Annotated in this window: 18 protein-coding genes and 1 pseudogene; 7 read left to right on the top strand and 12 right to left on the bottom strand. The window is 69.6% G+C overall.

The window, feature by feature from the left end; genetic code table 11:
• The 6 genes from ybeY to hrcA are packed head-to-tail and all read right to left on the bottom strand — an operon-like array spanning position 1 to position 4,888.
• A complete protein-coding gene (ybeY, locus tag DEJ20_RS08260; protein WP_017886675.1) occupies positions 1-462 on the bottom strand; it encodes an rRNA maturation RNase YbeY in 462 nt (153 codons plus the stop codon).
• On the bottom strand, positions 459-1,601 hold the full coding sequence (locus tag DEJ20_RS08255; protein ID WP_111236435.1) for a PhoH family protein: 1,143 nt from the start codon (positions 1,599-1,601) through the stop codon (positions 459-461). The genes ybeY and DEJ20_RS08255 overlap by 4 nt, the downstream gene beginning before the upstream one ends.
• Entirely contained in the window at positions 1,591-1,944 is a 354-nt protein-coding gene (locus DEJ20_RS08250) for a histidine triad nucleotide-binding protein (RefSeq protein ID WP_111236434.1), read from the bottom strand. Before DEJ20_RS08250 ends, DEJ20_RS08255 begins: the two co-directional genes overlap by 11 nt.
• Before the next feature lie 38 nt (positions 1,945-1,982).
• Entirely contained in the window at positions 1,983-2,720 is a 738-nt protein-coding gene (locus DEJ20_RS08245; RefSeq protein WP_111236433.1) for a 16S rRNA (uracil(1498)-N(3))-methyltransferase, read from the bottom strand.
• Complete coding sequence (gene dnaJ / locus DEJ20_RS08240; protein ID WP_110860415.1) at positions 2,720-3,835, bottom strand: molecular chaperone DnaJ; 1,116 nt, start codon at positions 3,833-3,835, stop codon at positions 2,720-2,722. The genes DEJ20_RS08245 and dnaJ overlap by 1 nt, the downstream gene beginning before the upstream one ends.
• Positions 3,836-3,868: 33 nt before the next feature.
• Positions 3,869-4,888, bottom strand: a complete 1,020-nt coding sequence (gene hrcA, locus DEJ20_RS08235; protein WP_110860413.1) for a heat-inducible transcriptional repressor HrcA — start codon at positions 4,886-4,888, stop codon at positions 3,869-3,871.
• A 110-nt stretch (positions 4,889-4,998) separates the two neighbouring features.
• Here hrcA and DEJ20_RS08230 point away from each other — a divergent pair, with 110 nt between their 5' ends.
• Positions 4,999-5,472, top strand: coding sequence for a DUF4870 domain-containing protein (locus DEJ20_RS08230; RefSeq protein ID WP_349815002.1), 474 nt, complete (start codon positions 4,999-5,001; stop codon positions 5,470-5,472).
• Between the two features lie 30 nt (positions 5,473-5,502).
• Here the strand turns inward: DEJ20_RS08230 and hemW are convergent, their stop codons facing one another.
• The gene (gene hemW / locus DEJ20_RS08225) at positions 5,503-6,756 is read right to left on the bottom strand and encodes a radical SAM family heme chaperone HemW (protein WP_111236448.1); all 1,254 of its coding nucleotides are present in this window, start codon (positions 6,754-6,756) and stop codon (positions 5,503-5,505) included.
• Positions 6,757-6,785: 29 nt separating this feature from the next.
• Between hemW and DEJ20_RS08220 the strand changes: the two genes are divergently transcribed.
• The gene (locus DEJ20_RS08220) at positions 6,786-7,478 is read left to right on the top strand and encodes an HAD family hydrolase (protein WP_181431638.1); all 693 of its coding nucleotides are present in this window, start codon (positions 6,786-6,788) and stop codon (positions 7,476-7,478) included.
• A gap of 46 nt (positions 7,479-7,524) precedes the next feature.
• Here the strand turns inward: DEJ20_RS08220 and DEJ20_RS08215 are convergent, their stop codons facing one another.
• Positions 7,525-8,172 (bottom strand): DUF1990 domain-containing protein, encoded by a 648-nt coding sequence (locus DEJ20_RS08215; RefSeq protein WP_035808235.1) that lies wholly within the window; start codon positions 8,170-8,172, stop codon positions 7,525-7,527.
• 131 nt (positions 8,173-8,303) lie between these two features.
• On the opposite strand from DEJ20_RS08215, the gene DEJ20_RS08210 reads away from it, so the two are divergent.
• A complete protein-coding gene (locus DEJ20_RS08210; protein ID WP_111236431.1) occupies positions 8,304-8,801 on the top strand; it encodes a hypothetical protein in 498 nt (165 codons plus the stop codon).
• An 88-nt stretch (positions 8,802-8,889) separates the two neighbouring features.
• Here DEJ20_RS08210 and lepA read toward each other — a convergent pair whose 3' ends face one another.
• A complete protein-coding gene (gene lepA, locus DEJ20_RS08205; RefSeq protein WP_027465303.1) occupies positions 8,890-10,737 on the bottom strand; it encodes a translation elongation factor 4 in 1,848 nt (615 codons plus the stop codon).
• A gap of 147 nt (positions 10,738-10,884) precedes the next feature.
• Positions 10,885-12,051 (bottom strand): pyridoxal phosphate-dependent aminotransferase, encoded by a 1,167-nt coding sequence (locus tag DEJ20_RS08200; RefSeq protein ID WP_111236430.1) that lies wholly within the window; start codon positions 12,049-12,051, stop codon positions 10,885-10,887.
• Between the two features lie 222 nt (positions 12,052-12,273).
• On the opposite strand from DEJ20_RS08200, the gene rpsT reads away from it, so the two are divergent.
• Positions 12,274-12,534, top strand: coding sequence for a 30S ribosomal protein S20 (gene rpsT, locus DEJ20_RS08195; protein WP_017886662.1), 261 nt, complete (start codon positions 12,274-12,276; stop codon positions 12,532-12,534).
• 179 nt (positions 12,535-12,713) lie between these two features.
• Here the strand turns inward: rpsT and holA are convergent, their stop codons facing one another.
• Together holA and DEJ20_RS18085 are read right to left on the bottom strand one after the other, a co-directional pair.
• On the bottom strand, positions 12,714-13,733 hold the full coding sequence (holA, locus tag DEJ20_RS08190; RefSeq protein ID WP_027465301.1) for a DNA polymerase III subunit delta: 1,020 nt from the start codon (positions 13,731-13,733) through the stop codon (positions 12,714-12,716).
• Between the two features lie 670 nt (positions 13,734-14,403).
• Positions 14,404-15,396, bottom strand: a pseudogene (locus DEJ20_RS18085) (ComEC/Rec2 family competence protein); the annotation flags it as partial.
• Between the two features lie 14 nt (positions 15,397-15,410).
• On the opposite strand from DEJ20_RS18085, the gene DEJ20_RS08180 reads away from it, so the two are divergent.
• The 3 genes from DEJ20_RS08180 (at position 15,411) to DEJ20_RS08170 (ending at position 19,780) form a co-directional block, all read left to right on the top strand.
• Positions 15,411-16,949 (top strand): recombinase family protein, encoded by a 1,539-nt coding sequence (locus DEJ20_RS08180; protein WP_111236429.1) that lies wholly within the window; start codon positions 15,411-15,413, stop codon positions 16,947-16,949.
• Positions 16,950-17,661: 712 nt separating this feature from the next.
• Complete coding sequence (locus DEJ20_RS08175) at positions 17,662-17,961, top strand: helix-turn-helix domain-containing protein (protein WP_111236428.1); 300 nt, start codon at positions 17,662-17,664, stop codon at positions 17,959-17,961.
• A gap of 4 nt (positions 17,962-17,965) precedes the next feature.
• On the top strand, positions 17,966-19,780 hold the full coding sequence (locus DEJ20_RS08170; RefSeq protein WP_111236427.1) for a phage/plasmid primase, P4 family: 1,815 nt from the start codon (positions 17,966-17,968) through the stop codon (positions 19,778-19,780).
• Positions 19,781-20,557: the final 777 nt, after the last annotated feature.

Here is a 20,557-nt window from a genome sequence, read left to right as displayed (position 1 = left end):
CTACCGCCCTCGGTGCTGGGCGGCGAAGGCGGTCAGGATCTCGCCCTGGATGCCGAACATCTCGGCCTTCTCGTCGGGCTCGGCGTGGTCGAAGCCGAGCAGGTGCAGGATGCCGTGGCAGGTGAGCAGCAGCATCTCGTCGGTGCTCGAGTGCCCGGCGGTCTTCGCCTGCTCCTCGGCCACCTGCGGGCAGAGCACGATGTCGCCCAGCAGCCCGGCCGGCGTGGGGTCGTCCTCGGTGCCGGGACGCAGCTCGTCCATCGGGAAGCTCAGGACGTCCGTCGGGCCGGGCTCGTCCATCCAGCGCACGTGCAGCTGCTCCATCGCGCCCTCGTCGACCAGCACGATCGCGAGCTCGGCGTCGGCGTGGACGTGCATCGCGTCCAGGGCGAAGGCGGCGAGCCGCTGGATCGCGGCCTCGTCCACCTCGACGCCGGACTCGTTGTTGAGCTCGATGCTCACCGGGTGCCTCCTCGGGCGTCGTTCTGGGGGTACGGGGGTCGTGCGCGGTCCTGCGGCGGGCGCCCACGGCGTTCGGCGCGGTTGGCGCCGTCGGGATTGCCGACCGGGGCGGTGCCACGGCCACCCGGGCGCTGCCCGGCCTGCTCGGCGAGGCGCTCCTCGTCGTAGACCGTGTACGCGTCCACGATCCGGCCGACCAGGGTGTGGCGGACCACGTCCTCGCTGCCGAGACGGGCGAAGTGGATGTCCTCGACCTGGTCGAGGATGCGCGTCACGAGCCGGAGACCGGAGACGTTGCCCGGCAGGTCGACCTGGGTGATGTCGCCCGTGATGACCATCTTCGAACCGAACCCGAGCCGGGTCAGGAACATCTTCATCTGCTCGGGCGTGGTGTTCTGCGCCTCGTCGAGCACCACGAAGGAGTCGTTGAGCGTCCGGCCGCGCATGTACGCCAGCGGGGCCACCTCGACGGTGCCGGCCGCCAGGAGCTTCGGGACCAGCTCCGGGTCCATCATCTCGTTGAGGGCGTCGTACAGCGGGCGCAGGTACGGGTCGATCTTGTCGGTCAGCGTGCCCGGCAGGAAGCCGAGCCGCTCGCCGGCCTCGACCGCGGGACGGGTGAGGATGATCCGGTTGACCTCGCGCCGTTGCAGCGCCTGCACCGCCTTGGCCATCGCCAGGTAGGTCTTGCCGGTACCGGCCGGACCGATGCCGAACGTGATGGTGTGCTCGTCGATGGCGTCGACGTAGGCACGCTGCCCGTCGGTCTTCGGGCGCACGGACTTGCCGCGGCTCGACACGATCGGGGTGCCGAAGGTGTCGGACGGCTTGCGGTCGTCGTCGAGGATCCGTGCGGACATCGGGATGTCGGCCGGGCCGATCTCCTGCCCGCGCCTGACCATGCCGACGAGCTCGTCGACGAGCCCCTTCGCGCGGGCGACGTCGCGCTCCGGCCCGCTCAGCGTGACCTCGTTGCCACGGACGACGACCCGGACGCCGGGGTACTGGCGCTCGACGGTCTTGAGCAGCCGGTCCTGGGGGCCGAGCAGCTGCACCATGGCGATGCCGTCGACCTGGAGCGAGACCGAGACGGGCTCGTCGTCGGCGGCGGTGGGCTGTACTGGTTCGTTAACCGGCAAGGGTGCCTTCCTGCAGTTCACCTGCGAGTACGTGCGCGTGCACGTGGAACACGGTCTGACCGGCGGCTTCGCCGGTGTTGAAGACGAGTCGGAACTGACCGTCGGCGCGCTCGTCGGCGATGCGCTGCGCGGTGGCGACGACGTGGGCCAGCAGGTCGGGGTCGCCCGCTGCGAGTTCGCCGACGTTCGCGTACTGCTCGGTCTTGGGGACGACGAGCACGTGGACGGGAGCCTTCGGGGCGATGTCCTCGATCGCGATCACGCGGTCGTCCTCGGTGACGATGGTCGCCGGGATCTCGCGCGCGATGATCTTGGAGAAGACGCTGGGCGTGCTGCTGCTCATGGCTCCATCGTAGGACGCGCCCGACGGCGTGGTCCGGCTCACCAGCGACCCAGTCGCGCCTGCAGGACAGCGAGTGCCGCCGGTCCGGCGGTGGACGTGCGGAGCACACTGTCGCCGAGTCGGACCCGCACGGCGCCCGCGGCCTCGAGCCGGTCGAGCTCCGCGCCGTCGATGCCGCCTTCGGGGCCGACGACGAGGGCGATGTCCTCGGCGTCCGTCGGGGGCTCCCAGGTGGCGAGCCGCACGGTCGCGGTCGGGTCGAGCAGGACGAGGGTGGTCCCGTCCCCCAGCGCGGACACGAGCTGTCCGGTCGTCACCAGCGGCGCGACGACGGGCACGCGCGGACGGATCGCCTGCTTCGCGGCCTCGTGCGCGATCGCGGCCCATCGGGCACGGCCCTTCTCGACCTTCGCACCGTCCCACCGGGAGACGCTGCGCGCGGCCGACCACGGCACGACCCGGTCGACCCCGATCTCGGTCGCCGCCTGCACCGCCATCTCGTCGCGACCGCCCTTTGCCAGCGCTTGCACGAGTGTCAGCGACGGGCGCGGTGCGTCCTGGTGCTCGACGGTCTCGACCGCGAGCTCCAGCGTGTCCTTGCCGAGTGCCGTCACCGGGCCGGAGACCACGGTGCCCCGGCCGTCGGCGATCCGCAGGACCTCGCCGACCCGGACGCGCGCGACGGAGACCGCGTGTCGGCCCTCGGCGCCGTCGAGCGACACCGGGTCACCGACGGCGACGCCGTCCAGCGAGTCGACGAGGTACAGCGACGCCATCAGTGGTTGAAGAACCGGTCGCGGAGCTTGCCGAACATGCCCTGCTGGAACCGGGCGAGCTGCGGGGCGGTGGTCTTGTGCGACTTCGCGAGCTGCTCCACCAGCTGTCGTTCCTTGTGGGACAGCTTGGTCGGCGTGACGACCTGCACGCCCACCCGCAGGTCACCGCGGCCGTTCCCACGCAGCTTCGTGATGCCGCGGTCCTTGATGACGAGGACGTCGGCACTCTGCACACCGGGACGGATCTCGAGCTCGACCGGACCGTCGAGGCCGTCGATCGTGGTGGTCGTGCCGAGGACGGCGTCGGTCATACCGACCTCGAGCGTCGCGAGCAGGTCGTCGCCGTCACGGCTGAAGACGTCGTCGTGGCGCACACGGATCTCGAGGTACAGGTCACCGGACGGGCCGCCGGCCGGACCGACCTCGCCCTGGCCCGGCATCTGCAGGCGGAGACCGGAGTCGACACCGGCGGGGACGTCCACCGGCACGGTGCGACGCGCGCGGACGCGGCCCTGACCCTGGCAGGTCGGGCAAGGGCTCGGGATGACGGTGCCGTACCCGCGGCAGGTGCCGCACGGGGCGCTCGTCACCACGTTGCCCAGGAGCGAACGGACCTGGCGCTGGATGTGCCCGGAGCCGCCGCAGATGTCGCACGTGCGCGGGCTTGTGCCCGGTGCGCAGCAGGAGCCGTGGCAGGTCTCGCACAGCACCGCCGTGTCGACCTCGACGTCCTTGTGGGTGCCGAAGACGACCTCGTCGAGGTCGACCTCGATGCGGAGCAGGGCGTCCTGGCCGCGCTCGGCACGGCTGCGCGGGCCCGACCCACGGCCGCCGCCACCGCCGCCGCCACCGAAGAAGGCGTCGAAGATGTCGCTGAAGCCACCGGCGCCACCACCGAAGGGGCTGTCGGCCTGCGGCCCGGCGTCGTACCGGCGCCGCTGCTCGGGATCGCTCAGCACGTCGTACGCGTGCGTCACGTCCTTGAAGCGCTCGGCGGCGTCGGGTGCCGGGTTCACGTCCGGGTGGAGCTCACGCGCCAGGCGGCGGTAGGCCTTCTTGATGTCGGCATCGGAGGCGTCTCGCTGGACGCCGAGGACGTCGTAGTGGTCTGCCACGTATCCCTCAGTCGGTTGGGTTCGGTCGGTTGGTCAGTGTTCGCCCAGGAGCTTGGACAGGTAGCGGGCGACGGCGCGGACGGCCGCCATGTTCGTGCCGTAGTCCATGCGGGTCGGTCCGAGGACGCCCAGGCGGGCCACCTCGCCACCGGCCAGGTAGCCGCCGGCGACGATGCTCGTGGCGTCGAGCCCGTACTCGGCGTTCTCGACGCCGATGCTGGCCGCCACCGCGATGTCGTCCACCTGCATCTCCCCGAACAACCGGAGCAGGGTGACTTGTTCCTCGATCGCTTCGAGCACCGGGAAGAGTCCGCCGGAGAAGTCCTGCTCGCTCTTCGCCAGGTTGGCCGCACCGGCCATCAGCAGGCGGTCCTGCCGGTTCGCAGCGACCTGCTCGATGAGCGTGGCGACGACGACACCGCCGAGCGTCTGGGCGTCGGGGCGGAGCTGCTGCGGCACGGCTCGGAGCGCGGTCGGGACGTCCTGCAGCAGGAGCCCCACCGTCGCGCCGTTCACCACGGTGCGGAGTTCGCCCAGCGAGCCTTCATCGAGCGGGACGTCGGTCTCGACCACGCGCTGTTCGACACGGGCGGTGTCGGTGATGAGCACCACCATCAACCGGGCGTCACCGAGCCGGACGAGCTCGACGTGCTGCACCCGGGCACGCACCATCGAGGGGTACTGCACCAGGGCGACCTGGTTGGTGAGCTGGCTGAGCAGCCGGACGGTGCGCCCGAGGACCTCGTCGAGGTCGTTCGGGGCACCGAGGAAGGTCTCGATGGCGTGCCGCTGCGCGCTGGAGAGCGGACGGGCACCCGCCAGGTGGTCGACGAAGACGCGGTACCCCTTGTCGGTCGGCACCCGGCCGGACGAGGTGTGCGGCGCGGCGATCAGCTGCTCGTCCTCGAGCAGGGCCATGTCGTTGCGGATCGTCGCGGCGCTGACCCCGAAGGCGTGCCGCTCGACGATGGTCTTCGACCCGACGGGTTCACGCGACGCCACGTAGTCGCGCACGATGGCCTTGAGGACCTCGAGGCTGCGTTCACTGACCACGAGCGCCTCCTTTCCCGATCGACCTGGCACTCGGACGTGTCGACTGCTGATCCTACGCCCGACCGCTGACGGCCCGGGACTTCCGGGCGGTCGGCCGATACGCTTCCGCCATGACCTACGGACAGCAGCCCGACGGCCCCGGACCCGAGCAGCCCGGCGGCCCGTACGGCCACGGCCCCGGTGGCCCCCAGCAGCCCGGCGGCCCCCAGTACCCCGGCGGGCCGCAGTACCCCGCCGGCTACACCCCGCCCCAGCCGATGAGCCCGGAAGACCAGCGCCTGTGGGCCACGCTGACCCACATCGGCGGCATCTTCTTCACCGTCGTCGCGCCGCTCGTCGCCTACCTGGTCCTCCGCGATCGAGGCGGCTTCATCCGGGAGCACACCCGGGTCGCCCTGAACTTCCACATCACGATGGCGATCGCGTACTTCGTCGGTTCGCTCACCTCGGTGTTCGGCGTCGGGTTCCTGATCATCCTCGCCGCTGCGATCGTGTCGCTGATCTTCAGCATCATGGCGGCGGTCGCCGCGAACCAGGGCCAGTTCTACCGCTACCCGCTCTCGATCGAGTTCATCAAGCAGTAAGCGGCAAGCACTCGGCAGCAAGCACGCCCCTCAGTCGAGCAGCTCCCGCACCACCGCGTCGGCGAGCAGGCGACCCTGCAGGGTCAGGTCGATCCGTCCCCGCACCGCGGCCGACCCGTCCACGAGCCCGCGTGCGATGAGGCCGGCGACCCGGCCACGGGCCTCCTGGCGGATCTCGCTCGTCGCGAGCTCCCCGCGGACCCGCGCCGCCAGCAGCAGGCGCTCGACGTACCGCGTCTCGTCGTCGATGGTCTCGCGGCCGGCGGCCGGCGACTCACCCGACAGCACCCGGTTCGCGTACGCAGCCGGGTGCTTGACGTTCCACCAGCGCGTGCCGGCGACGGCGGAGTGCGCGCCGGGGCCGACGCCCCACCAGTCGTGGCCCTTCCAGTAGGACAGGTTGTGACGACTCGCGTGCGCGTCACCGCGCGCCCAGTTCGACACCTCGTACCAGGAGTAGCCGGCGTCGCCGAGCACCTGGTCGGCGAGCTCGTACATGTCGGCGGCCAGGTCGTCGTCGGGGGCGGGGAGCTCGCCGCGGGCGACCATGCGGCCCATCGCGGTGCCGTCCTCGACGATGAGCGAGTACGCCGACACGTGGTCGGGCTCGCAGGCGATCGCGGCGTCGAGCGAGGTCCGCCAGTCGGTGAGGGACTCCCCCGGCGTCGAGTAGATGAGGTCGAGCGAGACGTCGAGTCCCTGCTGCTTCGCGAGGTCGACGACGACGGGGACCCGGAGCGGGTCGTGCGTGCGGTCGAGCGTGGCGAGCACGTGCGGCACGGCGGACTGCATGCCGTAGCTGATCCGGTTGAAGCCGCCGGCCCGCAGGGTCTCGAGCGACGCCGCGTCGACGGAGTCCGGGTTCGCCTCGGTGGTGACCTCGGCACCGGGCAGGATGCCCCAGGTGTCGTCGATCGCACGGAGGATCATCGCCAGGTCGGACGCCGGCAGCATGGTCGGGGTGCCGCCGCCGAAGAAGACGGTCGACACCGGCCGCCGCGGCACACCGGAACGGTCGAGCACGGTCGCGGCCCACTCGATCTCGCGCACGGCGTGCCCGGCGTAGTCGTCACGACGGACGCCGCGGAGCTCCGACGCCGTGTAGGTGTTGAAGTCGCAGTAGCCGCACCGCACGCGGCAGAACGGCACGTGCACGTACACACCGAAGGGCACGTCACCGGCGGCGGGAGCAGCCCCCGGCCCGGCAGCGGCGCCCGCTGCAGCCCACGGGGTGATCAGCCCGTCCGCTGGTGCTGGATCGGCGATCGGGAGAGCACTCGGCATGGAGTCCATTGTCCGTCATGATGGGAGCCATGGAGCACCATCCCGTCCCCACCACGGTCCTGTGGGACATCGACGGCACCCTCGTGATGAACGCGTCGTCCCCGGGCAACCTCTACCACCTCGCCCTCGAGCGGGCGGTGGGCCGCGACCTCACCCTGCGGGTCGGGCACCAGCACGGCCGGACCGACGCCGGCCTCATCGCCGAGCACGTGCACGCCCACGCCTTCGAGGACGCCCTGATCCCCTCGGTCAGCCGGCACCTGCACGACCTGACCGCCGAACGGCACGCCTCCGGCGACCACCGCAGCCCCGTCCCCGGGGCGAAGGCGCTCCTGACCCGCTTCGCCGAGCTCGGCTGGCGCAACGGCCTGCTCACCGGCAACTCCGAGTACCGCGCCCGGGTGAAGCTCACCGGCGCCGGGTTCGACGCCGACGTCTTCGACTGGGAGCACTCGTACTTCGGTGACACCGAGGTCGAGCGGACCGGGGTCACCCTGCGCGCCGCCGCGGAACTGGTCGGCACCCGGGCGGTCATCGTCGGCGACACCCCGCGCGACGGCGAGGCCGCGGACGCCGCAGGCATCCCCTTCCTGGCCGTGGCGACCGGTGTCTACGACGTGGACGCGCTGCGGCACACGAACGCCGTGACCGTCGCACGCGACTGCCAGCAGGACGCCGCCCTCATCGAGGACGCGATCGCCGCCCTCCCACCGCTCCGCTGAGGAGCGGGAGCGAGCGACCGCCAGCGACCGCCAGCGGGAGCGACCGCTAGTCGCCCCGCAGCGCCGCCAGGTACTTCTCCGCCATGACCTTCTGCTGCCGCCGCACGAACGGTGCCACGAAGCGCCACTTCCGGCTCGCCGGCTGCGAGAACTGCCGGACCTGCAGCCACACCGAGCCGTCCGGGGTGCGCTCGACGACGAACGACTCCTCGCCGGAGAGCGGGTGCCCCTCGAGGGTGCCGTAGGCGAACCCCTTGCGGTCGTGCTCGTCGATGATCGACACGACGCGCACCGGTGCCAGCACGGTCTGCCCGAACGCGTGGATCGTCAGCGTCGCGCTGGTGCCCGCCGTCAGCAGCGGGGTGCCGTCGGGGGCGAACTTCTCGACCCGGGGTGTCCCGATGGACGCCGGGGCGATCGGCACACCGTCGTCGTCGAAGGTCACCGGGTTGTACCGGACCTCGTCGTCGTCGGGCTGCTCCTCCACTCGCACACGGACTCCGCTGCGCTCCTGGATCTGCCACGTGAGCGCCTGCACGACGGCGGTCTCGAACCGCTGGTCGCCGTGTCCGATCCGCGCGCGCGACTCGGCCGGCGTGAAGCCGTCCGGCGGGTAGGTCATGAGGTCCGACGCCTGGGTCGCCCCCACCGCGCCGTACGTCAGGGCGGTCCGGTAGCTCCCGCGGATGCTCATGCCGCCATGCTACTTGGGCGGGCCGCCCCGGATCGAACCGATCCGCCCTCACCTCCGTCGGATCGACCCACCCGCCCTGCGCCCCGAACTGGAGGCCCGACAACCGCCCGCCCCGGGGCTATCGTCAGCAGGTGCCCCACCCCGCCCCCGTCCGTCCGCGGTCCGTCGACCGCCGGACCGCCGTCCTCGCCGTGCTCGCGCTCGTCGCGTTCAGCGTGGCGGCGACCGCCCGGGTGCTGGTGGACGTGACCACGTCGGCCGCGGCGTCACCCGCCCGGTACGCCACCGTCGTGCTCGCCCCCGAGGCGTGGAACGGCTTCGACACCGCGAACGTCATCGCCGCCGTCGGGGCGAGCGGCGCCGGCGCCGGGGTGCTGCTGTTCGGTGCCGCACTGGTGTCGGCGGTGCGGCGTGAGCGCGGCCGTCGGCTGGCCCTGGTCCTCGCGGTCGTGACGCTCGCGATGGTCGTCGGCGCCGTGGTCGCCGGGGTGGTCTCCGGCGAGCAGACCGACTTCGACGCGGCTGCCCACTGGGCCATCCTGCGGACCGCACTGGCGGGACTGGCCGCAGCGAGCCTCCCGGCCCTCTGCCTGGCCGCCCTGCGGGCTCGCGCCCGCCGCACCGGCTGAACCGGCACCGGGCTTTCGCGCTCACCGACAGATCACGGTCGTCGCAGCGCGTGAGGTGTCGCTCAGCGCGAAACTGGCTGAACCGGCGCTACTTCTTCTTCTCTTCGACGTCGCCGGAGAGCGCCGCGATGAAGGCTTCCTGCGGGACCTCGACCCGACCGATGGTCTTCATGCGCTTCTTGCCCTCCTTCTGCTTCTCGAGGAGCTTGCGCTTGCGGGTGATGTCACCGCCGTAGCACTTCGCCAGGACGTCCTTGCGCATCGCGCGGATGCTCTCGCGAGCGATGATGCGGGCGCCGATGGCAGCCTGGATCGGCACCTCGAACTGCTGGCGCGGGATGAGCTTGCGCAGCCGCTCGGTCATGAGCGTGCCGTAGGCGTACGCCTTGTCGCGGTGCACGATCGCACTGAAGGCGTCGACCTGGTCACCCTGCAGCAGGATGTCGACCTTGACGAGGTCGGCGGCCTGGTCGCCGGTGGGTTCGTAGTCGAGCGACGCGTAGCCCTGGGTCTTGCTCTTCAGCTGGTCGAAGAAGTCGAAGACGATCTCACCGAGGGGCATCTCGTAGCGGATCTCGACGCGGTCCTCGCCGAGGTACTCCATGCCGAGCAGGGAGCCGCGGCGCTGCTGGCAGAGCTCCATGATCGCGCCGACGTAGTCCTTCGGGGCCAGGATCGCGGCGCGGACCATCGGCTCGCGGACCTCGACGATGCGCCCGCTCGGGAACTCCGAGGGGTTCGTGACCTCGGTCACGGCGTTGTCCTCGGTCGTGACCTCGTAGATCACGCTCGGGGCCGTGGTGATGAGGTCGAGCCCGAACTCGCGGGACAGCCGCTCGGTGATGATCTCGAGGTGCAGCAGCCCGAGGAACCCGCAGCGGAACCCGAAGCCGAGCGCGACCGAGGTCTCCGGCTCGTAGACCAGTGCGGCATCGGACAGCTTGAGCTTGTCGAGCGCCTCGCGGAGCACCGGGTAGTCGCTGCCGTCGATCGGGTACAGGCCCGAGAACACCATCGGCTTCGGGTCCGTGTAGCCGGGCAGCGCCTGGGTCGCTGGCTTCTGTGCGCTCGTGACGGTGTCGCCGACCTTGGACTGACGGACGTCCTTCACACCGGTGATCAGGTAGCCGACCTCGCCGACCGACAGCCCCTTCGTGGGCTTCGGCTCCGGGCTCGAGACCCCGATCTCCAGGATCTCGTGCGTCGACTTGGTCGACATCATCTGGACCTTCTCGCGGGGCGAGATGGTGCCGTCGATCATGCGGACGTAGGTGACGACGCCGCGGTAGCTGTCGTAGACCGAGTCGAAGATCATCGCGCGGGGCGCTGCCTCGGCGTCGCCGACGGGGGCCGGCACGCGACGGACGACCAGGTCGAGGAGCTCCGGCACCCCGACGCCGGTCTTGCCGGACACCCGGAGGACGTCCTCGGGCTTGCCACCGATGAGCTGCGCGAGCTCGGCCGCGTACTTGTCCGGCTCGGCCGCCGGGAGGTCGATCTTGTTGAGGACGGGGATGATCTCGAGGTCGTTCTCGAGCGCCAGGTACAGGTTCGCGAGCGTCTGCGCCTCGATGCCCTGGGCGGCGTCGACGAGCAGGATCGCGCCCTCGCACGCGGCCAGGGAGCGCGAGACCTCGTACGAGAAGTCGACGTGCCCGGGGGTGTCGATCATGTTCAGCGCGAAGGTCTCACCGTCGAGTTCCCACGGCATGCGCACGGCCTGCGACTTGATCGTGATGCCGCGCTCGCGCTCGATGTCCATGCGGTCGAGGTACTGCGCACGCATCGCGCGGTCCTCGACGATGCCGGTGATCGACAGCATGCGGTCGGCCAGCGTCGACTTGCCATGGTCGATGTGCGCGATGATGCAGAAGTTGCGGATCGCGTCGGCCGGGGTCGCTGCGGGCTCCAGCGGAGCGGATGCTTGTGGGCTCACGGTTCCTCAGGTGGGTCGGACGGTCGCAACAGTCTCCCACGCTTCACCCGCCCTGGAGGCACGGCGCGCGTCCGCCACGTGGGTGACGGACGCGGGCCGCGCCTCCAGGGCCGTGGTCCGGTCGACGAGGCGGGCGTCGGCCGCCGGTCAGACGGTCGCGTGCGCCGGAGCCGGCAGGGCACCGAGGCCGTGCCGGAGGTCGTCCGCGGTGGCTGCGAGGCAGACGCGGATCCAGCCCTCGCCGGTGCGTCCGAAGGCGCTGCCCGGTGCGACGGCGACCCGCTCGCGCTGCAGGAACCCCAGCGCCCACTCGGCGATGTCCCCGTCGGAGGCGTGCGACATGTCGATCCACAGGTAGAACGCCCCGCGCGGGTCGAGGTACCGGATGCCGGCGGCGTCGAGCGTCTCCTTCGCGACCTCGAGGTTCGCGCGGTAGTGCTCCCGGGCGTCGCGCACCGCGGAGTGGTCCCCCACGATCGCCGCGAGGGCCGCGTACTGGTCGGGTTCGGCGACGCAGCTGATCATGGCCTCCTGCGTGGTCCGCATCGTCGCGCCGAGCCCCTTCGGCGTGACGAGGTAGCCGACGCGGACGCCGGTCATCGCGTACGTCTTGCTGAGCGAGAACGCCGAGAACACGCGGTCGTCCTCGTCGAGCGCCGCCAGGCTGACGTGCCGGGTGCCGTAGGTGAAGTACTCGTAGACTTCGTCGCTGATGACCCAGAGGTCGTGCCGCTTCGCGAAGGCCAGCAGCGCGCGCAGGGTCTCCTCGCCGAAGACCGAGCCGAGCGGGTTCGACGGCGAGTTGACGATCAGGACCCGGGTGCGTTCGGTGACGCTCGCCTCGAGGGCCTGCAGGTCGGGTTCGAACCCGTGCTGCGGCTCCAGCCGGTACGGCACCGGGGTCGCGCCGATGATGTGGGCGTTCATCGTGAAGGTCGTGTAGCCGGGGTCCGGCACGAGCACCTCGTCGCCCGGGCTCAGCGTGAGCGTCATCGCCTGGAACAGCGCCTGCGTCGCCCCGATCGTCATCCAGATCTGCTCGAGGTCGGCCTCGATCCGGTTCTCACGGCGGAGCTTGTCGCGGACGGCTTCGCGGAGGGGCGCGATCCCGCCGTTCGGGGTGTACCCGGTGCGGTCCTCGGTCCAGGCGCGACGGGCCGCCTCGCTGATGTGCGGTGCCACCGGGACGTCCGGCTCGCCGATCACGAGCATCGTGACGTCGGTGCCGCTCGACTGCAGCAGGGCCGCCTGCTCGAAGACCCTCCGGATGCCGGAGGCGGGCACGGTGTCGATGCGCGGTGCGAGGGAGGGCATGTCCGTCACGGTATCCGGTGCGTGTTGCCGTGGGGTTTCGGCGCGGTCGGCCGCGGGCTTCCGCCGATCCGGCGGTGTTTCGTGCTTTGGTGGCAGCCCGCTTGCCTGGTAGTGTTGGTGGCTGGCTTCCGCGTTCCCCGCCCACGGGTGGAACGCGATGCGACCAAGGGCCCCTCTACCCTGCGGTCGCGCCCACCCGTACGAGACGAGCAGGAGCAATTCATGGCGAACATCAAGTCGCAGATCAAGCGCATCAAGACCAACCTCAAGGCCACCGAGCGCAACAAGGCCTACAAGTCGGAGCTCAAGACGCACATCCGTCGTGCCAACGACGCCGTCGCCGCCGGTGACAAGGACAAGGCCGTTGCCGCCCTGGCCCTCGCGTCGAAGAAGCTCGACAAGGCCGTGAGCAAGGGTGTCATCCACAAGAACCAGGCCGCGAATCGCAAGTCGGCCATCGCGAAGAAGGTCTCGTCGCTCTGACGTCCTGACCCTTCTGGTCAGAAGGCCCCGCACCGTTGGTGCGGGGCCTTCGTCGTGCGTGGGGCTTTTGGTTCGCTTCGTGAGCAGAAACGGTCGGGTCGCGAGGGCGCACCCGACCATTTGTGCTCACGAAGCGCCGGCCGACCGGCGCGAGGGACGGCCGGGAGGCCCGACTCGCCTCAGCGGGGTTCGCCGCGTCGGGCGATGGTGCGGACCATGACCTCGAGCGCGTAGTGCGCGTCCCGCGAGCCACCCTTCACCGCGGTGTCCGCCTCGGCGATGCTGATGATCGCGTTCGCCAGCCCGGACTCGCTCCAGCCGGCGACGTCACGCTGCGCGCGCTGCACCTGCCACGGCGCCATCCCGAGCGCCGAGGCCGCCTGCCCGCTCGGACCCCGGAAGGCGCTGACCTTCGCCATCGTGCGGATCTTGCTCGCGAACGCGGCGACGATCGGCACGGGTGCCTCGCCGGTGGCCAGGGCGTGCCGCAGCTCGACGATCGCCGGTGCCGACCGGCCCGCGAGGGCAATGTCGGCGACCTTGAACGCGTTCGTCTCGACGCGACCGCCGTAGTACTTGTCGACGACCTTGTCGGTGATCTCCTCGGCCTCGTCCGCCAGGAGCTGTCGGCACGCGGCGGCGAGTTCGGCGAGGTCGTCGGCGAACGCGGTCACCAGGGTCCGGACGGCGGAGGGCGCGATCCGGCGTCGTGCGGCGCGGAACTCGGCGTTCACGAAGTCGATGCGGTCGGTCTCGCGCTTGAGCTCGTCGCACAGCACCTCGACCCCGCCGCCGACACCGCTGCGGATCGTGTCGAGGAGCTTCTTGCCGCGCACACCACCCCCGTGCCGGAGCACCAGGGTGACGTCGTCGGCGGGGGCCTGCAGGTACGAGATCGTCTCGGTGATGAAGGCGTCGGTGCACTTCTCGACGTTCGTGACCTGCACGAGTCGCGGCTCGCCGAACAGCGACGGGCTGGCGAGGGTCGCGAGGAGCCCGGGGGCGTACTGGTCGGCTTCGAGGTCGTGCACCTCGAGCGCGGGGTCCTCGCCCTGCAGCAGGTCCTTCAGCACACCGCGGGCGCGGTCGGCGAGGAACGCTTCGGGCCCGGTGATGAGCACGACGGGTGCCGGACGGATCCCCGACCAGGGCACCTGGTCGATCTTCGCTGCGGCGCGCGCGGGCTTCTTGGCGGCCATGTGGTCCTTCCGGTGGTGCCGGCCCGGACGGTGCCGGGTCGAGTGGTGCATCGACGATCCTACGGGCGGCCGCCGACGACGAGCGCTCCGTCCACACCCGCACCTCGTCGCTGCCGGACCGGGCGAGCACCACGGTGCCGCGCTCGTCGGTGCGGAGCGGCAGCGTGCCCGCTGCCTCGAGCATGCCGAGCGCGGACGGCGTCGGATGCCCGTAGGTGTTGTCCGCGCCGACCCCGATGAGCCCGACCCGCGCGGCGAGCCCTCGGAAGAGCTGCGGGTCCTGGTCCGCGGAGCCGTGGTGCGCCACCTTCACGACGTCGATCGGCCCCGCCGGCAGACCACCCGCGTTCCGGAGCCGACGCTGCGACGACTCCCCCAGGTCGCCGAGGAAGACCCCGGTCAGGCACGCCCGACAGGAGCCTCCGTCCGCCGGCCCCGTGACCAGGACGATGCTCGCGTCGTTGCCGGCGGCACGGTCGTCGCCCGGTGGCCACACCACGCGCCAGGCGAGCGGCCCGAGGGTGCCGGAGACCCGGTCGTCCGCCGTCCGGACATCGACACCGGCACGCCGGAGGTCGTCGACCACCCGCTCGTCCGACGCACGGCCGACGGGTCCGACCAGCGCGGTCTCGACGGTGCCGGCCACGGCGCCCACCGCGCCGACGTGGTCGCGGTCGAAGTGCGTCAGGACGAGCAGGTCGATCCGGGTGACCCCGAGCAGGTCCAGGCACGCCCGGAGCCGTTCCTCGTCGTCGCCGGTGTCCACGAGCGCAACGGCGTCATCACCCCGGAGCAGCACGGCGTCCCCCTGCCCGACGTCACACGCGGCGACCGACCAGTCGCCCGGCATCGAGCCCCGGACGACGAGCACCGGCACGGTGACCGCTGCGACACCGACCACGACCACGACCCCCGCGGCGAGCAGCAGCCGGGAGCCGAGCTGCCCCCGGACCAGCACGGCGATCGCGATGCAGCCACACACGAGCACGGCGGCGGCCACACCGAGCACACCGGCCGGCCAGGGTGCCGAGGCGTACGGCAGGGCGGCTGCCCCGTGCGCGATGCCCCCGACGGCGGCGGCCGGGACCCACGCGACGGCCGCGAGCCCCTGCGCACCCACCGGCCACACCGGAGCGAGACCACATGCGGCGAGTCCGACCACCGTGACGACCGGCGCGAACGGCTCCGCCAGCAGGTTCGCCGGCACCGCGTAGGTCGGGAGCGCCGCCGACAGCGGGATCGTCACCGGCCAGCAGGCCACCTGCGCCGCGACGGGGATCGCGAGTGCGGCGGCGACCGGCGGCCACACACGACGTGCCAGGAGCTCGGTGAGCGGCGGTCCGAGCACCACGATCCCGCTCGTGGCGAGCACGGACAGGGCGAACGCGAACGACCGTGCGAACCAGGGGTCGACGACGAGCATGCCGACCGCGGCGAGGGCGATGAGCGGGACGCCCCGCACCGGTCGACCGGCCAGGTGCACGGCGAGCACCACGATCGCCATCACCGTCGCCCGGACGATCGAGGGGTCGGGCCGCACGAGCACGACGAACACCAGGAGCACGCCGACGGCCGCCGCGGCCCGGGGGCCTCTCGGCAGACCACAGGCGCGGCCGAGGACCACGACGAGCCCGACCACCACCGCGCAGTTCGCCCCTGTCATGGTTTAATTTAGAGGTGCGTGCTCCAGCCTTCGTCGTCCGTGAGTATCTTCGCGTGTCTCGAGACCGCGCAGGGACCGGTAAGAGCCCAGATCAGCAGCACGACGAGAACCTGGCATCGATCGAGCGCCAGGGCTGGTCGATGCACCCTGACGCTCCGTACCGCGACACTGACCGCAGTGCCAGCCGCTTCGCCAAAAAGGGTCGCGAGGACTTCAAGCGCCTGATCGACGATCTCGAGCTGGACGGCTTCGGTGCCGACGTGTTGGCGATCTGGGAGTCGAGCCGTGGCTCTCGCCGCGTCGGCGAGTGGGTCGATCTCGTCGACCTCTGCAAGGAGCGCCGTGTTCAGATCTGGGTGACGACGCACGGAAGACTGTACGACCCAGCGAACGCCCGCGACCGGCGAAGCCTTCTCGAAGATGCTGTCGACGCCGAGTACGAGTCGGACAAGACCTCGGAGCGGATCCGACGGAGCGTTCGGGCGGCCGCCGAAGCCGGTCGACCGCACGGCAAGCACCTCTACGGGTACGAGCGCATCTACGATCCGAAGACCCGAGCGCTCCTTCGCGTCGATGCACACCCTGAGCAGGCCGCGATCGTCAAGGAAGCTGCTCGCCGAGTCCTCGCTGGTGAATCCTTCTACGGCATCGCGAAAGACTTCAACGAACGTGGCGTGCCGCCGCGGCGGCCGGCGATGAAGGCTGATCGAACGAACTTCGGGTGGACGCCTCCGGCGGTCAAGCAGATGTTGTCCATGCCGGCCTACGCGGCCAAGCGCCAACACCGAGGCGAGATCGTTGGCGACGCCGACTGGCCGGCCCTGATCCCCTACGACGAGTGGATCAAGCTGCAAGCGATCCTGTCACCGCAAGACCGCCGACGGACGAACGATTGGCCGGCCAAGCACCTCTTGGCGGGCATTGCTGTCTGCGGTGTCTGTGGCGCGAAGATGCGCGTAGGACGCCAGAACGCTGGCAGTCGCTCTACCGGCCCCGATGGTGTTCCACTGCCCAGGAAGACCTACTTGACCTATGTCTGCGCTGGCGTGCCTGGGCGTCCAGGACCCGGCGAGCGAATGGGCTTCCACGTGGCCATGCGTGTGGAGCACCTCGATCAGCTTGTGACCGAGGCACTCCTTGCACGTATTCGAAGGGCGGACTTTCTCGCCTTGGTTGGAGCGCGCGGCGATTCAGCAAATGTCGAGCGTGAGGCCCTCATCGAGGAGCTGGACGGATATCAGACCTACCTTGAGTCGGTGCGCACTGAAGCCGCAGCCATGATGCGTACCGACCTCCTGTTCGACCAGGAACGGCGGATGGAGCCGAAGATCAAGGCGGCACAGGCGAAGCTCGAGCAACTGAGCGGCATCGACCCGTTCGTGGTCACCTTTGTCTCGGGTGGCGCGGCCGACCTGGACTGGCAGGATCTCGAGCTTGCCAAGAAGCGCGTCCTCATTCGCGGCGTCCTGGTCCCACGTGTTCACCGGATCGCGCCGGAGGATCGCGGCAAGCGCGCGATCAACCCAGACCGCGTCGAGTTCGTCTGGATCTGAGACGGCCGCACCTGCACACCTTGCGCCTGGCCGGACTCGACTAGAGACGCGCCAAGCCAGGGCGACCGCGTAGGCGTAAGCGCGACTCGACGCGACGACGTCGCACAGGAGCGAACTCGGATGGTGCTACATGTCAGTGCGCTGTCGAGTGCGACCCTTGGATGTGGGTGGATTCAGCGAGGTTTGCCACGCTGTCGCACTGTCTCACTCAACAACAAGAAGTCTTACCGATGCCCCCCATCGGGTCGCAGCGAGCCAGAAGTTTCTGCAGGGACAGTGCGACCATCGCCCCCTCCCCCGCGAGCACACGAAAGTAGGCATCGCACTCGCCGCTCACCACGATGTGCGACACGCCCTCGCGCGCCCACCGCTCGCGGCGGCCCGCTGCAGTCGTAGGTAGAAAAAGATTCGAAGCGCGGCGTCAACCTCATGTTACTTTTCTTGAGCACGGCACTCGCCGGGCGCACAACTCAACAGATATACCGACCGCTGTCAGGCGAATCGGCGAACGCTACATGACCAGAACAGACAAGACCCCTCGGGGGGCGGACCGCAAGCTCGTGGCTGAGCCCGGCCCAGAACGAACAAGCTCATTGGACGAAAGACTCCGTCGGGGGTGCGGACCGCAAGCTCGTGGCTGAGCCCGGCCCAGATCGAACAAGCCCAACACACGAACTTCTGTCGTTGTGCTCCTCCTCATCAGGGAGCACCAATGGCTACCACTACACCGGAATACATCGACCTCGCCACCGCCGGCACTCGAAGCGACATGAGCACGTCGCTCCTGCGCTACTACATCCGCACGTCACGACTGCCGGCGGTGAAGATCCGTGGCAAGGTTCACGTTGCGCAGGCGGATCTCGACGAATTTCTCGCGCCGAAACCCCTCCGAGTCGACGATGGCACGCTGCGCGCGTGGGCCGAGAAGGTCGCAGCAAAAGCTCCGCCGCTGCGGCCCGAGCAGGTTGACCTCATCGTGTCGACCTTCAGTTCCGTCCTGAAGGGCAAGTGAACCCTTGAGTGCACAGAAAAACCGCCCCACCGAAGATGAAGCGGCTTCCCACGAGTTTGGCGGCTCTGGAAGCGAGATTAACACGGAGCTCCACGACAGCGACACCGAAGGAGCAGGAGTCGAACTGGAGTTCCTGACTCGTGACGAGATCTTGCTCCGCGGCGCAGAGCTTGCGGTCGAGAGGATCGCCATCACACCCCTGAGCGCACTCGGGAACGCCTGCGTTCGGGAGACCGAACGAGTCGTCTCTGCCGAGAATTTGAAGCGCAAAAACCTGGGAGTCGACCGCCTCGCGCCCATCCGCGAACTCGAAGCAGTCCAGGCCGCAGCGCTCCTCCAAGCGAAGTTGCGCATTGTCGAAGTGACCCCGAGCGGCGTTCGCAGTGATTCCGGCCTCGGCATCTTGGCGATTTACCAGCAGGAGGGTGACTTTGAGGGCGTCTACCTTGACGCCGAGAACGGTCTCCTGGACGAACTCGCCGGCCGACTACGGCCATCGGGACATGAGGGCTGGCACAAGGAGGTCCGAAACGCCCTTCGTCGGACTGTCACGAAGGCATCGGAGGTCTCCGACCCGGACCTGATCCCGATGCACAACTGCTGGTTCAACTACCGCACCGGAGAGCGGATCGTATTCTCGCCGGAGCTCGTGACGCTCGCAAAGTTCGCCACCGAGCTGCCTGAGAGGCAGCCGCCGGTCCCCCGGATCGTGAACCCTGACGGAACCTCGTGGGATGCCTCCGAATGGATCGCCGAGGTTACGGGCGATCCTGACACGCTGAACTTGACCTATCAGGTGATCGGCATGTGCTTCCGGCCGAACGTCGTATGGCGCGTCATGGTCTACCTCAAGGGTGTCGGGCTGAACGGCAAGGGAACGCTCCTCGAACTGATCCGCGCGATGGTCGGTGCTGGGCTGACCGTCAACATCCCGCCGAGCAAGTTCGGTGAGCAGTTCGCCCTCGGCCCGGCGATCGGCAAGCGCCTGAATCTGGTCGACGAGGACGACGTCGGTAAGCGAGTCGAGGAAGGCTCCAAGCTCAAGCAGGTGATCTCGCACGACCCGGTACCGATCGAACGCAAGTACCGCGACCCCGTCACGGCAATCCTCCGCATGAGCATCCTCGTCAGCGTCAACGAGACGCAGTCTCATAAGGACTTGACCCAGGCCATGACCGACCGGCAGGTGCTGATCGAGTTCCCCGGACGCTTTGTCGGAGGCAACCGGAACGAAGCGATCAAGAATGACTACGTCACGCGCGCCGACGTGCGGGAGTGGTTCGCCTACCACGTGCTCATTGCCCTCCCGAAGTACTACAAGCTCCTCGAGTCCGACACGGCGAAAGCGGCCAAGAGACGCGCCATGCTCGACTCGGACAAGATCCTGGCCTTCCACGACGAATACGTAGACCAATTCGAACGAGACTTCCTTCCGTTTGCGATGCTCTACGACCTCTACGTGGCCACCGAGCGCCGCAACAACCCCCGCGGGTCGGTTGAGGCAGCGCGCACCTTCACTCCGCGCTTGAAGCGGCTCATGGATGGCGGTGAATGGGTGGTGCCCGCTGGTACTTCGAAGGACCTCGAGCTCGGTCTCACCCAGTGGATCTTCGGAACGGAGCCGGTCCTTGCCGAGTACAGCCATGTCCCTGAAGTCTCGAACTGGGACTGGGACTTTTTCGGGAGTCGGCCCAACGGCCAGTTGACGAAGTGGATGCAGAACAAGCGGAAGGCGCGGGGCTTCGTGCGACGCGCCGCTTGGGAGCGGTTCCAGGCTTCGGGCGCGACGCCCTACGGTGTGGCACGAGGCGTCGCCTGAGAGATGACGGCGACAGGAACGTTCCGGTAATCGTTTCGCGAAATGATTACCGGAACGTTTCCGCGTAGGGGCGACGTCTCGGTCGCTGGCCGCGCAAAGCAGGTGGCTACCGAGCCGTCAGCTCTGCTTCTGGCCACTCACGCGGCCGCGGCCGCGCTGTCGATCCCGACCCGGCAGGGGCGGATCCCAGACGGTGTCCGAGGGGAGCGGAGCGGAGGATCGGTACCGGCGCAAGGCACCCGAGAACGCCCCCACAGGGCCGTTCGAGGGCGAGGAGCGAAGCGACGCAGTAAGGGCCCCAAGGAGCGCAGCGACGAGGGGTGAGGGACACCGGAGACCGAGCGCAGCGAGAGGCTCAGAGGGTTCCGAAGAGGCGTCGGCTGCGCCGACCACAGACCAAGACCTCGACGAGCGCAGCGAGGAAGAGAACGCGGGTCTGTGCCACCTCGCCTTATGCCCTTTTCTTCTTTGAGCCGAGATCGGAGCTTCAGCGACGAATCGAGGTCACAACTGCTGTTGTGATCAGGGGAAACGGATGGTGCCACACCATCTGGTACCAGACCGGAATCCGGAGGACGCGAAGCGCGGGCTGGTACCAGGAGCATCCATAGCCCCTGGAAAGTCGGGGATTGACCGGTACCACCACTGAGCGCTCCTTGGCACAGTGGTACCGGTCTGGTCGCGCAGCGGCCGCGGGGGTGGTGGAGCCTGCGGAACCAGCCCCTTTCCTCCCCGACGCCGACGCGGGCACGCGGCGGTCATCGGTCTCGCATCAGC

The sequence above is a fragment of the Curtobacterium sp. MCSS17_005 genome (assembly GCF_003234225.2).
Classification (GTDB): domain Bacteria; phylum Actinomycetota; class Actinomycetes; order Actinomycetales; family Microbacteriaceae; genus Curtobacterium; species Curtobacterium flaccumfaciens.
The sequence above is the reverse complement of the archived record's forward strand: the minus strand, read 5'-3'. Positions and strand labels throughout refer to the sequence as shown.